This window comes from Shimia sp. FJ5, from assembly GCF_032918335.1.
Lineage (GTDB): Bacteria > Pseudomonadota > Alphaproteobacteria > Rhodobacterales > Rhodobacteraceae > Shimia > Shimia aestuarii_A.
The window spans coordinates 1-13,876 of record NZ_JAWJUV010000008.1 but is presented as its reverse complement, the minus strand read 5'-3'; the positions used below and the strand labels follow the sequence as shown (position 1 = coordinate 13,876).

The 13,876-nt window shown below is 61.6% G+C and carries 13 protein-coding genes; 9 read left to right on the top strand and 4 right to left on the bottom strand.

Annotated features, from left to right (window positions below):
- Positions 1-51 precede the first annotated feature (51 nt).
- From R1W01_RS17195 to R1W01_RS17185, 3 genes are all read right to left on the bottom strand, one after another.
- Positions 52-1,086, bottom strand: a complete 1,035-nt coding sequence (locus tag R1W01_RS17195; protein ID WP_297755600.1) for an alcohol dehydrogenase catalytic domain-containing protein — start codon at positions 1,084-1,086, stop codon at positions 52-54.
- The gene (locus R1W01_RS17190) at positions 1,079-1,759 is read right to left on the bottom strand and encodes a TetR/AcrR family transcriptional regulator (protein WP_243611610.1); all 681 of its coding nucleotides are present in this window, start codon (positions 1,757-1,759) and stop codon (positions 1,079-1,081) included. Before R1W01_RS17190 ends, R1W01_RS17195 begins: the two co-directional genes overlap by 8 nt.
- 130 nt (positions 1,760-1,889) lie before the next feature.
- Positions 1,890-2,810 (bottom strand): LysR family transcriptional regulator, encoded by a 921-nt coding sequence (locus R1W01_RS17185; protein ID WP_297755596.1) that lies wholly within the window; start codon positions 2,808-2,810, stop codon positions 1,890-1,892.
- A gap of 101 nt (positions 2,811-2,911) precedes the next feature.
- Between R1W01_RS17185 and R1W01_RS17180 the strand changes: the two genes are divergently transcribed.
- From R1W01_RS17180 to R1W01_RS17155, 6 genes are all read left to right on the top strand, one after another.
- On the top strand, positions 2,912-4,342 hold the full coding sequence (locus tag R1W01_RS17180) for a form I ribulose bisphosphate carboxylase large subunit (RefSeq protein WP_243611612.1): 1,431 nt from the start codon (positions 2,912-2,914) through the stop codon (positions 4,340-4,342).
- A 29-nt stretch (positions 4,343-4,371) separates the two neighbouring features.
- Positions 4,372-4,728 carry a ribulose bisphosphate carboxylase small subunit gene (locus R1W01_RS17175; RefSeq protein ID WP_243611613.1) on the top strand — a complete coding sequence of 119 codons (357 nt, stop codon included), beginning with the start codon at positions 4,372-4,374 and terminating at the stop codon, positions 4,726-4,728.
- Between the two features lie 79 nt (positions 4,729-4,807).
- Positions 4,808-5,617, top strand: a complete 810-nt coding sequence (locus R1W01_RS17170; protein ID WP_243611614.1) for a CbbQ/NirQ/NorQ/GpvN family protein — start codon at positions 4,808-4,810, stop codon at positions 5,615-5,617.
- A 17-nt stretch (positions 5,618-5,634) separates the two neighbouring features.
- The gene (locus tag R1W01_RS17165) at positions 5,635-7,974 is read left to right on the top strand and encodes a nitric oxide reductase activation protein NorD (RefSeq protein ID WP_297755591.1); all 2,340 of its coding nucleotides are present in this window, start codon (positions 5,635-5,637) and stop codon (positions 7,972-7,974) included.
- Positions 7,975-7,982: 8 nt separating this feature from the next.
- Positions 7,983-8,291: a hypothetical protein gene (locus R1W01_RS17160; protein WP_297755588.1), complete on the top strand. Its 309-nt coding sequence runs from the start codon at positions 7,983-7,985 to the stop codon at positions 8,289-8,291.
- Between the two features lie 109 nt (positions 8,292-8,400).
- Entirely contained in the window at positions 8,401-9,195 is a 795-nt protein-coding gene (locus tag R1W01_RS17155; RefSeq protein WP_297755585.1) for a DODA-type extradiol aromatic ring-opening family dioxygenase, read from the top strand.
- A 26-nt stretch (positions 9,196-9,221) separates the two neighbouring features.
- Here R1W01_RS17155 and smpB read toward each other — a convergent pair whose 3' ends face one another.
- Entirely contained in the window at positions 9,222-9,704 is a 483-nt protein-coding gene (gene smpB / locus R1W01_RS17150) for an SsrA-binding protein SmpB (RefSeq protein WP_243611618.1), read from the bottom strand.
- 387 nt (positions 9,705-10,091) lie between these two features.
- Here smpB and R1W01_RS17145 point away from each other — a divergent pair, with 387 nt between their 5' ends.
- From R1W01_RS17145 to R1W01_RS17135, 3 genes are all read left to right on the top strand, one after another.
- A complete protein-coding gene (locus tag R1W01_RS17145) occupies positions 10,092-11,492 on the top strand; it encodes an aspartate aminotransferase family protein (RefSeq protein ID WP_297755580.1) in 1,401 nt (466 codons plus the stop codon).
- A 64-nt stretch (positions 11,493-11,556) separates the two neighbouring features.
- Positions 11,557-12,138, top strand: a complete 582-nt coding sequence (locus R1W01_RS17140; protein ID WP_297755577.1) for a GNAT family N-acetyltransferase — start codon at positions 11,557-11,559, stop codon at positions 12,136-12,138.
- A gap of 58 nt (positions 12,139-12,196) precedes the next feature.
- Positions 12,197-13,657: a PLP-dependent aminotransferase family protein gene (locus tag R1W01_RS17135; protein ID WP_297755574.1), complete on the top strand. Its 1,461-nt coding sequence runs from the start codon at positions 12,197-12,199 to the stop codon at positions 13,655-13,657.
- The last annotated feature ends 219 nt before the right edge of the window (positions 13,658-13,876 follow it).

Here is a 13,876-nt window from a genome sequence, read left to right as displayed (position 1 = left end):
CGGCTGCAAATCATGTTGGCCGACCCCTCCCCGAGTCGGTGCCTTCATGGGTTATGGTGAGATCATCACCTTTCCGTCCGTATTTTTCAAAGCTTCTGCGAGTTGTGACACTACGTCACGAAGCCCAAGGCGGCTTGAAACGTCGGTATGCCAACGCCCATCGACAAACCGCGCCTGCACCTCGCCGATCACCCGCATCTGATCTTGCGGCGGGGTCGAGCGCATCCACGAGGTAAGCCAGAAGCCCTCGATCCGCTTGCCCATGAAGATGAGTTGCCCCATCTGCGTGAGCTTGGGCAGTTCCGCATCGAGCTTGCCATAGCTGATCCAACGCGCGCCATTCGGCATCGCGACAAAGATCTGCTCCGAAAGCTGATCCGACACCGCATCAAGGAACACCCGCGGCTTGAGCGCCTTGCTTGCCGCTGCGAATTTTTGGGCGACCTCCGGATCGGTGGTCACGAAAACCTCTTCCGCACCCTTGTCTTTCAGGATCGCCACCGCCTCTTCACGGCGCACAAAGGCAATCGGCTTGAGCCCCAAATCCCGACCAAGCGAGACCATCAGCTTGCCAAGTTGGCTCGACGCCGCCGAAACGACAAAGCTCTCGCCCGCCTGTTTCGCGATATCGACCATCGCCATCGCCGTCATCGGATTGACGATCTGCGCCGCGCCGTCCTCGTCCCGCAAATCCGGGCGCAGCGGCACACAGTTGATCGCATCCGTGAGCGCGTAGTCCGCCCAGGCCCCCGAGCCGCCCATTGCCACGACGAACGCAACGCGTTGACCGACAAGGCCCTCTGCGCCTTCGCCTGCTGCCACGACATCACCGCAGCCTTCAAATCCCGCCGGAGCGCCCTTCACGCGGGGCTGGCCGTATTCGCCTTTGATGAAATGCAAATCCGACGGGTTCACCGAGGACATACGCACACGTATGGTCACTTGCCCCTTGCCCGGTGTCGGCACCGGGATCTCCGCCAGTTCGAGATACTTGGACGCATCGTCGATCTGCGGCCCCTCGGACGTGCCGGAATAGCCATCACCGATTTGCAGGACGGCGGTCATGGTCTTTGGCAAGTCAGACATGGGCGGGTTCTTTCAATCTGTGCAGGGCCTTGGTTTTCTCTGGCGTCCAGTCAACGCCAAGTCCTTGCATGGCAAATAGGGTGATTTCATCGGCGATCCGGGAGTATTTTTCCGGGCCGTCGCCGTCGCGGTAGACGTACCAGAAGACAGGCCCGTTCACCGCGGCAAAGAAGCTGCGCGATACCACAGGCAGGTCCCCGACCCGAAGCGCCCCGTCCTCATCGGCAAGCCGCAGAACCTCGAGATACCGCGCCTCGAACGCATCGCGTTGTTCAAGGTGGCGCTTCATCGCCTTGCGTTGAAACTCGGTCGTTGCGCCATAGCGGCGCTGGCGCAACCCGTCGAGCAGCACCTGCATATAGGCGCTGTGCTCCATCATCGCATAGGTCTGACCATGCGCCATGAGCGCAAGCCGCTCGACCGCGCTGGCCTTGGCTTCATAGCCGGGTCGGATGGCTTCAAAGGAATGTTCCATCCCCCGGTCGCGCACCGCATTGAACAGGTCCATCTTCGAGGGGAAATAGTGATAGATACGCCCCTTGGTCGACCCAAGGTAGCGCGCCACCGCGTCAATGGATGTAGAGGCAAACCCCTGCTGGCAGAAACACTCTGCCGCCGCCGTGAGAATCTCCTCATAGCGGTCAGGTTTCTTGCCCTGATCGGCGACCGACACCACTGCACTCCTCCCCTCGCAGTCGTTGACGTTGGATCGAGGCAAACATACTACCGGGTATGCTGTCAAATGCGCACAGCTTCATGACGCCACGTCATTCGCTTTCTGCACCTGCAGAAAACACCGCGACTCAGGCGCGGATTTCCTTCTCTAAGTCACTGTCTTGCAAGAGATATTCAAGAAAGGTGCGCGCCGCACCGGTCAATCGCTTTTCTTTGCGATGCGCGACGTACCAACGCCGGTGCAATGGGAAACCGTCCACGTCGAGCACCGCGATCTCCCCCGATGCCAACTCAAGCCGCATCGCATGCATCGACAGAAAGGCGATTCCCAGTCCGGAAATCACCCCCTGTTTGATCGCCTCGCTGTCGTCGAACTCCATATGCGTCCCAAGGCTGAGACCCTCTGCCTGAAAGGTCCGCTCGACCGCCTTGCGCGTCCCCGATCCGCGTTCCCGGCGGATGACATTCTCTTCCGCGATCCGGCCCAACGGGATGCCCCGCTCCCCGACAAGCGGATGATGCGGCCAGGCGACGGGCACGATGATGTTCTCGCGGAATGGTTCGGCGATGACGGCGTGCTCTTCCGGCGGCTGCCCCATAATATAAAGATCGTCGCGATTGCCTTCCATACGCTCAAGTATGGTTTCGCGGTTGGTGATCTGAAGCCTTGGCTCGACCTTGGGGTAGGCGCGTTTGAAGCGGCCAAGAAGCTGCGGCAGAAAATAGCGCGCCGTCGACACCACGGCGACCGACACCGGCCCCGCCACTTCGCTCTGCATATCCGAAAGCGCCGCCTCCATATCCGCAAGCCGCGCCAACACGTCGCGCGCCGTCGCCGCGACCTCCTCGCCGGCATGAGTCAGGTGCAACGCCTTTCCGACCTGTTCGGTCAACGCCATGCCGACCTTCTCTTCAAGCGCCTTGACCTGCATCGACACCGTGGGCTGCGTGAGGTGAACCTCCTCCGCCGCCCGCGTGATCGACCCGCGCCGCGCCACCGCCTCGAACAGGCGCAATTGCTGAACCGTGGGGGGAATGATCCTATTCATAGAATTTACTCTATGCATTATATCAAAACAATCTAGTGTTATTTATTTTGGCACCTCCCTAAGACTCGATCCCGAAGCGCGACCATTGGGAGGAGCCTGAGATGCCCAAAGACCAAGTGAAGACGTACAACGCCGGTGTGAAAGACTACCGCGAAACCTACTGGATGCCGGAGTATACCCCGCTCGCCACCGACTTCCTCGCCTGTTTCAAGGTGATTCCACAGGACGGTGTGCCACGCGAGGAAGCTGCCGCCGCCGTGGCCGCCGAAAGCTCGACCGGCACTTGGACGACGGTTTGGACCGACCTGCTGACCGATCTCGACTACTACAAGGGCCGCGCCTACGCGATCGAGGACGTGCCCGGCAATGACGAAGCTTTCTACGCCTTCATCGCCTATCCCATCGACCTTTTCGAAGAAGGTTCCGTCGTCAACATCCTGACATCGCTCGTCGGCAACGTCTTTGGCTTCAAGGCGGTGCGCGCCCTGCGCCTCGAGGACGTGCGCGTGCCCATCGCCTATGTCAAAACCTGTGGCGGTCCCCCGAACGGCATCCAGGTTGAGCGCGACAAGCTCAACAAGTATGGCCGCCCGATGCTCGGCTGCACGATCAAGCCGAAACTCGGCCTGTCGGCCAAGAACTATGGCCGCGCCGTCTACGAGGTGCTGCGCGGTGGTCTCGACTTTGCCAAGGACGACGAGAACGTCAACTCGCAGCCCTTCATGCGCTGGCGTGACCGCTATGACTACGTGATGGAAGCGATCCAGAAGGCCGAGGCCGAAACCGGCGAGAAGAAAGGCTCTTACCTGAACGTCACCGCGCCGACCCCGGAAGAAATGTACAAACGCGCCGAATACGCCAAGGAGCTTGGCGCGCCGATCATCATGCATGACTACCTGACCGCGGGCTTCACCGCCAACACCGGGCTGGCCAACTGGTGCCGCGAAAACGGGATGCTGCTGCACATCCACCGCGCCATGCACGCCGTGATCGACCGCAATCCCAACCACGGCATCCACTTCCGCGTGCTGACCAAGATGCTGCGCCTCTCGGGTGGCGATCACCTGCACTCCGGCACCGTTGTGGGCAAGCTCGAAGGCGACCGCGAGGCGACGCTGGGCTGGATCGACACGATGCGCGACAGTTTCGTCAAGGAGGACCGCTCGCGCGGGATCATGTTCGATCAGGACTGGGGTTCCATGCCGGGCGTTTTCCCGGTCGCCTCGGGCGGCATCCACGTCTGGCACATGCCCGCCCTCGTCTCGATCTTCGGCGACGACTCGGTGCTGCAATTCGGCGGTGGCACGCTTGGCCACCCGTGGGGCAACGCAGCCGGGGCGGCGGCCAACCGTGTCGCGCTCGAGGCCTGTGTGCAGGCCCGCAACGAGGGCCGCGAGCTCGAGAAGGAAGGCAAGGACATCCTGACCACCGCCGCCAAATCCTCGCCCGAACTCGCGACCGCGATGGAAACCTGGAAAGAGATCAAGTTCGAGTTCGACACCGTCGACAAGCTCGACGTGCAGCACCGCTGATCTGATCCGAGACAAGAAAGGAATATCCCATGTCTGACATGCAGGACTACAACTCGTCGCTTTCCGACGTCACAAGCCGCAAGTTCGAAACCTTCTCCTACCTGCCGGAGATGACCACCGAGCAGACCCGCAAACAGGTCGAATACATCGTCTCCAAGGGCTGGAACCCGGCCATTGAGCACACCGAACCAGAGAACGCCGCGGGAAGCTACTGGTACATGTGGAAGCTGCCGATGTTCGGCGAGACGGATGTCGACCGCATCCTCGGCGAGGCCGACGCCTGCCACAAGGCCCACCCCAACAACCACGTGCGCCTTGTCGGGTATGACAACTACACCCAATCCAAGGGTGCCGAGATGGTCATCTATCGCGGCAAGCCCGTCTGATAGGACCATTGTCGCCGCGGCCTGCCTCCATTCGGGCCGCGGCATCTTTCTCACGCCACGCCCAGACCGGGAGATCCCCATGACCGCGCATGACATCAATCAGTTCAAAGTCGCCACGGAACCCTTCTACCGCGTGAGCACCGGCGAAGACGCGCTTTACGAGGCCGCCTATGCCCGCCGTATGCCTGTCATGCTCAAGGGGCCAACGGGCTGCGGCAAATCCCGTTTCGTGGAATACATGGCCTGGAAACTTGGCCGCCCCCTCATCACCGTCGCCTGCAACGAGGACATGACCGCCTCCGACCTCGTGGGCCGCTTCCTTCTCGATAAGGACGGCACCAAATGGCAGGACGGCCCACTGACGACCGCCGCCCGCATCGGCGCAATCTGCTACCTCGATGAGATCGTCGAAGCGCGCCAGGATACGACCGTCGTCATCCATCCGCTGACAGATCACCGCCGCCAACTTCCCCTTGATAAAAAGGGCGAAATCATCGACGCCCACCCCGATTTTCAACTCGTGATCTCTTACAACCCCGGCTACCAGTCGTTGATGAAAGACCTCAAACAGTCGACCAAGCAACGTTTCGCCGCGCTCGATTTCGACTACCCGGAGGCCGGGATCGAGGCCGAGATCGTCGCCCGTGAAACCGGTGTCGATCCCGAGACGGCGGACAAGCTGGTGCAGGTCGCGCACCGCACCCGCAACCTCAAAGGCCACGGCCTTGACGAGGGCATCTCGACCCGCCTTCTCGTCTATGCGGGTCAGATGATCGCCGAAGGCGTCGACCCGACCGCCGCCTGTCTGATGACCCTCGTGACGCCGCTCACGGATGATCCCGACATGCGGCAAACGCTTCAGGCCGCCGTGGAAACCTTCTTCGTCTAACCACGGAGACAGGACCAATGACCGTCACCCTCGAAGACTACCGCGACTGTTTCGCCAAGGCGCCGCCCGAAATCTTCGACACGCTCGAGGCGACATTTCACGACGCCGCCCGCGTTATGTCTCCGCAAGGCTTGGCCGACTACATGGAAGGGGCCAAGGGTCTGTGCAAACTCGGGCGCGGCCATGATCTCGTTCTGGCTTGGCTCGAGAACATGCCCGCCGTCGTCAAAGAGTGCGGCGAGGACGTGATCCGCGATTGCCTCGGCGCGGCGATGAAACTCTCCTCCATGACCTCCGGCGAGGTCATCGCCCTCCTCTTCGCGTCGCTGCCAACCGCCGCCCGCCGCCTTGGCGACGCCGACCTCCTACGCGGCTACCTGAGCCTCATCCATCAACTTTCCGCCAAATCCGCCCGCGGTTTGCGCCCCATGCTTGGCGTGATCGACGAGTTGCTCACCAAGCTGACCCTCTCCGGCCTGCGCCGCTGGGCCACCTACGGCGCCGAGGCCTATCGCCGTGACCTGCCCCGGCTGGCCGAGTATTTCGCTCTAAAAAGCCCCGATTCCCGCAAAGTGCTGCAACAGGAACGCCGGGGCACGCTCTTCATCGACACCCAACGCAAACTGAACTTCTACCTCCGCGCGCTTTGGGGCCGGGATTTCTTCCTCCGTCCGACAGCGGCCGATCATGAAGGCTTCCGCCCCTATATCGACGCGCATGTCATGCACCTGCCCGACGCCGTGGACGACATGGATGGGCTGACCGGTGTCGAGCTCTACCGCGCCATGGCCGCGCATCAGGCGGCGCATCTCCACTACACCACCGCGCCGCTCTCTGCCGAACAGCTTTCGCAGGCGCAGATGGTCTTTATCGGCCTCATCGAGGACGCCCGCATCGAATACCTCGCCGGGCGCGATTTCCCGGGCCTTGCCAAGCTCTGGGGCCGCCTCCTTGCGCTGGACTATGAGACCGCCCCCGAACACCCGACCGTGCAGGCGCTCGAACGCTTTGCCCGCCGTCTCAACGATCCGACCCATGCCACAGGCGACACCGATCTCGACGCGCTGGCGGACCGCTTCCATGCCGTGATCGATAGCCGCGCCCACGACAACAAGCTTTCTTGGGACATCGGCATGGAATTGTTCCATGTCTTCGCCGCCCGGCGCGATGTCCCTTCGCTGCGCATCCTGCAATCGCTGCGCATTCCCTATCGCGACGACAACCGCCTGATATGGGACTACGAAGAGATCGACTGGAACACCGCAGGCAGCCACACCCCCGCCGCACAACGCCAGACCCGCAAATACGTCTCGGTTATGGAAATGGCGCACGAGGTCGATGCCGAACTCGCCGGGGACGACGCGCAGGAAATCTGGGTCTGCAAGGATGAATTCCGCCCCTACGAAGACGCAGGCGAGGCCACCACCTCCTTCAACGAGATGTGGGGCAAGGAACCGATCTCTCCCCCCTACCATTACCATGAATGGGACCACCAGGTGCAGCTCTTCCGCCCCGACTGGGCCACGGTCTATGAACGCCGCGCGACCAAGGGTGACCCGACCACAGTCGATGATATCCTCCTGACCCACAAACCCATCGCAAGCCGCATCCGCCAGATCATCGACATGCTCTCCCCCGCCGGGGTCCAACGCGTGCGCGGCATGGAGGATGGCGACGAGATCGACATCAACGCCGCCGTCGACGCCATGATCGCCATCCGCATGGGCGCCCAGCCCGACACCCGCATCACCATGCGCAATATCATCAATTCCCGCGATCTTGCCGTGACCGTCCTGCTCGACCTGTCGGAAAGCACCAACGACACGATGGACGGCTCCGACAAAACAGTGCTCGACCTGACGCGCGAAGCGGCGGCGCTGGTCGCGCTCGCCATCGAGGGCATCGGCGATCCCTTCGCCGTGCATGGCTTTGCCTCTGATGGACGCCACGACGTGCAGTACTACAAGTTCAAGGATTTCGCCCAATCCTTCGACGCCGAGGCCAAGGCCCGGCTCGATGGCATGAAAGGCGGGCTTTCAACCCGCATGGGCGCCGCCCTGCGCCATGCCGGGGCGGGTCTCCTGAAACAGCCCGAACGCCGCAAGCTCATCCTCTTGGTGACCGACGGCGCCCCCGCCGACATCGACGAACGCGACCCGCAACACCTGCGCCATGATACGCGCAAGGCGGTCGAGGAACTCGCCGCCAAAGGGGTGCAGAGCTACTGCCTGACGCTCGACCCACACGCCGACACCTACGTCAAACGCATCTTTGGCGAAAACAACTATACGATCGTCGATCACGTCGCCCGCCTGCCCGAAAAGCTCCCGACCCTCTTTGCCACCCTGACACGCTAGGACACGCCATGCTCAAACCGAAAACCTATGTTGGCCTCGACAACGATCTCAACGGCGGCATGACCGATACAGGCAAGATCATCCGAGACGCCCGCGCCTTCGGCCTCATCCCCGAAAGCGAAACCTGCGCGGGCTGGCTCCCGCATCAGATCGAAGCCATCTGGGAGCGCGCCAATGCCGAGTGGGAAAAATACGGCTTTCGCGTCTCCGCCATGCCGGAAAATCTGCGCACCAAATACATGCGCATCCAATCACAAGCCATGGCCCAAGCCCGCACCGCCGGTTGGACCGGTGCGCAGGAACTCGACGACGACTGAGTGGACCTGAACAAGTCTGCACAGGTCTTGTGCAAGGGCGGGCCTTTTGCGCACACTCGCACAGGTCTAGTTTGATCGCATCAACAACAGATGCGATCGGACCAAACCCATGTCCCTCATGCCCACCTTCTTTATCTCGCACGGCGGCGGCCCATGGCCGTGGCTTCCGGCCTGGCGGTCGGAATTCGCGCCCCTCGAGGACTCGCTGCGCGCCATGCCCGGCCAACTCCCGGAAAAACCCAAGGCCGTGCTTTCGATCTCCGGTCATTGGGAGGCCGACGCCTTTACCGTCATGTCCGCCGCCAAGCCTCCGATGGAATACGACTATCACGGCTTCCCGCCCGAAACCTACGAGATCACCTACCCCGCTCCCGGCGCGCCCGACATTGCCGCCAAGACGGCGGAATTGATCTCTGCCGCCGGCCTCCCCGCGCGCCTCGACGACACACAAGGCTTTGACCACGGCACCTTTGTGCCGCTCCACGTCATGTATCCGGACGCAGATGTGCCGCTGTTTCAGGTTTCGCTGCAATCGGGCTATGACCCGGCGGCGCATGTGGCGCTTGGCCGTGCCCTCGCGCCTCTGCGTGAACAGGGCGTGCTCATCATCGGCTCGGGGCTAAGCTATCACAACCTGCGCTTGATGAACCCGACGGCACGTGTGCCTTCCGAAGCCTTCGACGCATGGCTGACCGAGACCCTCGCCCTCGACCCAGAGGCCCGTACCAAGGCGCTTCTCGATTGGGAAAGCGCGCCCTACGCCCGAACCTGCCACGAAAAAGAGGATCACTTCGCGCCGATCTTCGCCGCCCTCGGCGCGGCCGAAGCGGGCAAGGCAACGCGCATCTACCACCAAGAGAATATCTTTGGCGGCGTCACCGCCTCGGGCTATCGCTTCGATTGAACAAGAAAGGGTAGGGCCGCTTGGCCCTACTCGCCGTGCCGCAACAGGCGCTGTTTCTGACGGCCCCAGTCGCGTTTCGCCTCGGTGGCGCGCTTGTCGTGGTTCTTCTTACCCTTGGCGATGCCGATCTTAAGCTTCACCAGACCCTTGTGATTGAAATACATGACCAGCGGCACAAGGGTCATCCCCTTGCGCTGGGTCTCGGTCCACAGGTTGCCAAGTTCCTTGCGACTCACCAGAAGCTTGCGGCGCTGCCGCTCCTGATGGCTGAACATCGCACGATCATAAGGCGCGATATAGGAATTCACGAGCCAGAGCTCCCCATCCTCGACCGCCGCATAGCTCTCGGCGATATTGGCGCTGTTCTCGCGTAGGGATTTCACCTCAGACCCCGAGAGTACGATGCCGCACTCGATATCGTCCTCGATCGCATAATCGAAGCGGGCGCGCCGGTTCTCGGCGATGACCTTGTAATTCGGGTCAGAGTTCTTTGCAGGTTTCTTGGCCATGATCGGGCCTGATTATCGCGCCTTGGGCCCCGAGTCCATCGCTTGGATTTCTCTCAGGCCCAAACCGGAATCTTCAAGAAATTCCGGGCCGATTTCTTCAAAAGAAGTCGCGCCACCGCACGCCCCCTTTACCCCGGCCCTGCGCCCCGGCGCACAGACGCAATACCGACGTGATACCGACGCGATACCGACATTGGTTTTCCGCCCCCGCAGACCGTTTGGATTTGTCACGCTCCAGACCGGCGAGTCCTCGCTTTGGACATATCTCTCGCAGAACTCTGGACCTATTGATTCCCGCAGTTTTCATATGAGGATGAACCAAACCCCGCCGGACCCGTCCGGCTTGTTTTCATTGATCCACCAGTTCGGCAAGAAGCGAGGTGCCCCATGGATGGCAAACTGAACAGCAATGATCTCGAAAAGGTCGTCTCCGCCGACAAGGCCCATGTCTGGCACCACCTGATCCAGCACAAACCCTTTGAGACCAATGATCCCCGGATCATCATCGAAGGCAAGGGGATGCGCGTTTGGGATCAGAACGGCAAGGAATATATCGACGCCGTCTCTGGCGCGGTCTGGACCGTCAACGTCGGCTATGGCCGTGAAAGCATCGCCAAGGCGGTTCAGGATCAGTTGATGAAAATGTGCTATTTCGCGCAGGCCGCGGGCTCGATCCCCGGTGCGCTCTTTGCCGAGAAACTGATCGAGAAGATGCCCGGCATGAGCCGCGTTTACTATACGAATTCCGGCTCCGAGGCGAACGAGAAAGCCTTCAAGATGGTGCGCCAAATCGCGCATAAAAAATATGGTGGCAAGAAAACCAAAATCCTCTTCCGAGACCGCGATTACCACGGCGGCACCCTCGCCACCATGTCCGCCGGCGGCCAAGACGAACGCGTCCTGCAATACGGCCCTCTGGCCCCTGGTTTCGTGCGTGTGCCGCATTGCATGGAGTACCGCAAGCACGAGCTTGGCCTCGAGCATTTGTCGGGCCGCGACTTCGGCATTGCTGCGGCGAACCTCATCGAAGAGGTGATCCTGCGCGAAGGCCCCGAGACCGTTGGCGCGCTTTGCCTCGAACCCGTCACCGCCGGTGGCGGCGTCATCACGCCCCCCGAAGGCTATTGGGAGCGGGTGCAGGAGATCTGCACCAAGTATGACATCCTCCTTCATATCGATGAGGTGGTCTGCGGCATCGGGCGTACCGGGACCGAATGGTTCGGCTACCAACACTTTGGAGTCAAACCGGATTTCGTGACCATGGCCAAGGGCGTCGCCTCGGGCTATGCGGCAATTGCCTGTATGGTCACGACGGAAGAAGTCTTCGAGATGTTCAAGTCGGACCCCACTGACAAGCTCGACCATTTCCGCGATATCTCGACCTTCGGTGGCTGCGCGAGCGGCCCAGCAGCGGCGCTTGAAAACATGCGCATCATCGAGGATGAGGGCCTTCTTGAGAACTGCACCGAGATGGGCCATCGCCTGACCGCGAACCTCACCGCCCTGATGGACAAACATGCCGTGATCGGGGACGTGCGCGGGCTCGGTCTTTTCCAAGGCGTCGAATTGGTCAAGGACCGCGAGACCAAGGAGCCGGTTTCCGAAGCCGAGGTTGCAGCGGTGGTGGCCGAATGTGGCGCGCTTGGCGTCATAATCGGCGCGCTGAACCGCTCGGTCCCCGAGCGCAACAACGTGCTGTGCTTCTCGCCCGCCCTGATCGCGACCCCGGCGGATATCGACGCCATCACCGATGCGGTGGACAAAGCCCTCGCAAAGGTCTTCGGCTAGAGCTACGCCCCCCAGACGACAAGGCCGGGGCACGTCCCCGGCCTTTTTCTTGAAAGGACACACCATGTGGCCCACGCCCGTCACGCTTGAAGGACAACACGTGACCCTCGCGCCGCTCTCGTCTGCCCACGCAACCGACCTTGCCGAAGCCGCCGCCGACGGTGACCTGCATCGGCTCTGGTATACCAAGGTGCCACCGCCCGAGGGCATACCGGCCGAGATCGACCGCCGCCTCGCCGCGCAAGAGGCCGGAACCCTGCTGCCCTTTGCCGTGCTGCTGCCGGATGGCAAGGCCGTCGGCATGACGACCTATATGAATATCGACGCCGCCAATCGCCGGGTGGAAATCGGCTCGACTTGGTATCGTCAATCGGTGCAACGCGGCCCCCTCAATAGCGAGGCCAAGCTCCTCTTGCTCGGACACGCCTTCGACGGGCTCGACTGTATTGCCGTCGAATTCCGCACCCATTTCATGAACCAACAATCCCGCCGCGCCATCGAACGGCTTGGCGCAAAGCTCGACGGGATTCTGCGCAATCATATGGTCATGGACAACGGCACCCTGCGTGACACGGCCGTCTATTCGATCTTACCGCATGAATGGCCAGCAGTGCGCGCAAATCTGGAACACAAACTGGCGCGCTAGGGGGCGCGCCAATCATACCAGATTGCACCCGGGATAAGTCCAGCCTATCTTCGCCCGCATGGCCATTCCCGTCGATACGTTCTTTCTCGCACCGCACTCACAAGGCACGCTCCAGGCCCAGATCCAGGAGATGATCGCCGAGGCGATCCTCTCGGGACGCTTGCGCAAGGGCGAGCGCCTGCCCTCAACCCGCAAACTCGCGACCCATCTCGGGGTGAGCCGGATCACGGTCACGCTTGCCTATACCGAACTGCTCTCCAACGACTACCTGACTTCGCAAGGGCGCTCGGGCTATTTCGTCTCGCAAAATGCCCCGGTGCCGCCGGTCTATACACCGACGCCGCGCGGCGAGGATCTTGTCGATTGGAACCGCATCACCGGACGGCGCTTTACCGAGGGCGACACCCCCGAAAAGCCGCATGATTGGGCAAGCTTCCGCTATCCCTTCATCTATGGCCAGACCGACCCAACCCTGTTCGACCACGCCAATTGGCGACTCTGCGCCCTGCGTGCGCTCGGACAAAAGGACTTCACTGCCCTGACCACGGACTATTACGACAGGGACGATCCCCGCCTTGTCGAATTCATCGCCCGCAACACCCTGCCCCGACGCGGGATCAAGGCCCATCCAGACGAAATTCTGATCACCCTCGGTGCCCAAAACGCGCTCTGGCTCGCAACACAGGTTCTCCTGACTCAGCGTCGCACAGCCACCATCGAAAACCCCTGCTATCCCGCGCTGCGCGATATCCTGACCCAATCGCGCTGCCATGTGGTGCCGGTCGATGTAGATCGCGATGGCCTGCCGCCCGGTGCGATCCCGGATCAGACCGATGTGATCTTCACCACCCCGAGCCACCAATGCCCGACAAGTGCCACCATGCCCATGGCACGGCGTCAGGAACTTCTGCAGAAAGCCCGCGAGATTGACGCGGTGATCGTCGAGGACGACTACGAATTCGAGATGTCCTTCCTCAACACGCCCTCACCCGCGCTCAAATCGCTTGATGGCGACGGCCGCGTGATCCATGTCGGCAGCTTTTCCAAATCGCTCTTCCCGGGGCTGCGCCTTGGCTATCTCGTGGGCTCTGCCCCGTTCATCCGCGAGGCCCGGGCCTTGCGGGCCAGCGTCCTGCGCCACCCACCCGGCCATATCCAGCGCACCACTGCCTATTTCCTCTCCCTCGGTCATTACAACGCGCTGATCCGGCGCATTCGCAACGTCCTGCGCGACCGGCGCGCCGTCATGCAAGAGGCCATCGAAGCCAACGGCCTGACCATCGCGGGCAAGGGGGTGCATGGCGGATCCTCTTTCTGGATGCAGGTGCCCGATGGCATCGACACCGACAACCTCGCAAAGGCGCTTGCCGAGAAGGATGTGCTGATCGAACCCGGCCACTCCTTCTTTCGCCGGGATCAACGCGAGACACGGTTCTACCGGCTCGCCTATTCCTCGATTCCTTCGGAACGCATCCCCGAAGGTGTGGCGCGCATCGCCGAAACCATCGCCGAACTTTGATCTGGTCTCACGCGGGGGGCATAACTGGCCCTATTCGCCTTCTTGGGCAGACCGTAGGTATTTGCCAACAGATCAACAAGCCACCCCCCGCGACAGGACACCTCTGAGATGAAGATGACGACCGAAGAAGCTTTTGTGAAGACGTTGCAGATGCATGGAATTGAGCATGCGTTTGGGATTATCGGGTCGGCGTTCATGCCGATTTCGGATTTGTTTCCG

Bases quoted from the DNA above. Each gene is read 5' to 3' on its own strand.
- R1W01_RS17195 (WP_297755600.1), bottom strand. From the start codon at position 1,086: ATGTCTGACTTGCCAAAGACCATGACCGCCGTCCTGCAAATCGGTGAT.
- R1W01_RS17185 (WP_297755596.1), bottom strand. From the start codon at position 2,810: ATGAATAGGATCATTCCCCCCACGGTTCAGCAATTGCGCCTGTTCGAG.
- R1W01_RS17180 (WP_243611612.1), top strand. From the start codon at position 2,912: ATGCCCAAAGACCAAGTGAAGACGTACAACGCCGGTGTGAAAGACTAC.
- R1W01_RS17175 (WP_243611613.1), top strand. From the start codon at position 4,372: ATGTCTGACATGCAGGACTACAACTCGTCGCTTTCCGACGTCACAAGC.
- R1W01_RS17170 (WP_243611614.1), top strand. From the start codon at position 4,808: ATGACCGCGCATGACATCAATCAGTTCAAAGTCGCCACGGAACCCTTC.
- R1W01_RS17165 (WP_297755591.1), top strand. From the start codon at position 5,635: ATGACCGTCACCCTCGAAGACTACCGCGACTGTTTCGCCAAGGCGCCG.
- R1W01_RS17160 (WP_297755588.1), top strand. From the start codon at position 7,983: ATGCTCAAACCGAAAACCTATGTTGGCCTCGACAACGATCTCAACGGC.
- R1W01_RS17155 (WP_297755585.1), top strand. From the start codon at position 8,401: ATGTCCCTCATGCCCACCTTCTTTATCTCGCACGGCGGCGGCCCATGG.
- smpB (WP_243611618.1), bottom strand. From the start codon at position 9,704: ATGGCCAAGAAACCTGCAAAGAACTCTGACCCGAATTACAAGGTCATC.
- R1W01_RS17145 (WP_297755580.1), top strand. From the start codon at position 10,092: ATGGATGGCAAACTGAACAGCAATGATCTCGAAAAGGTCGTCTCCGCC.
- R1W01_RS17140 (WP_297755577.1), top strand. From the start codon at position 11,557: ATGTGGCCCACGCCCGTCACGCTTGAAGGACAACACGTGACCCTCGCG.
- R1W01_RS17135 (WP_297755574.1), top strand. From the start codon at position 12,197: ATGGCCATTCCCGTCGATACGTTCTTTCTCGCACCGCACTCACAAGGC.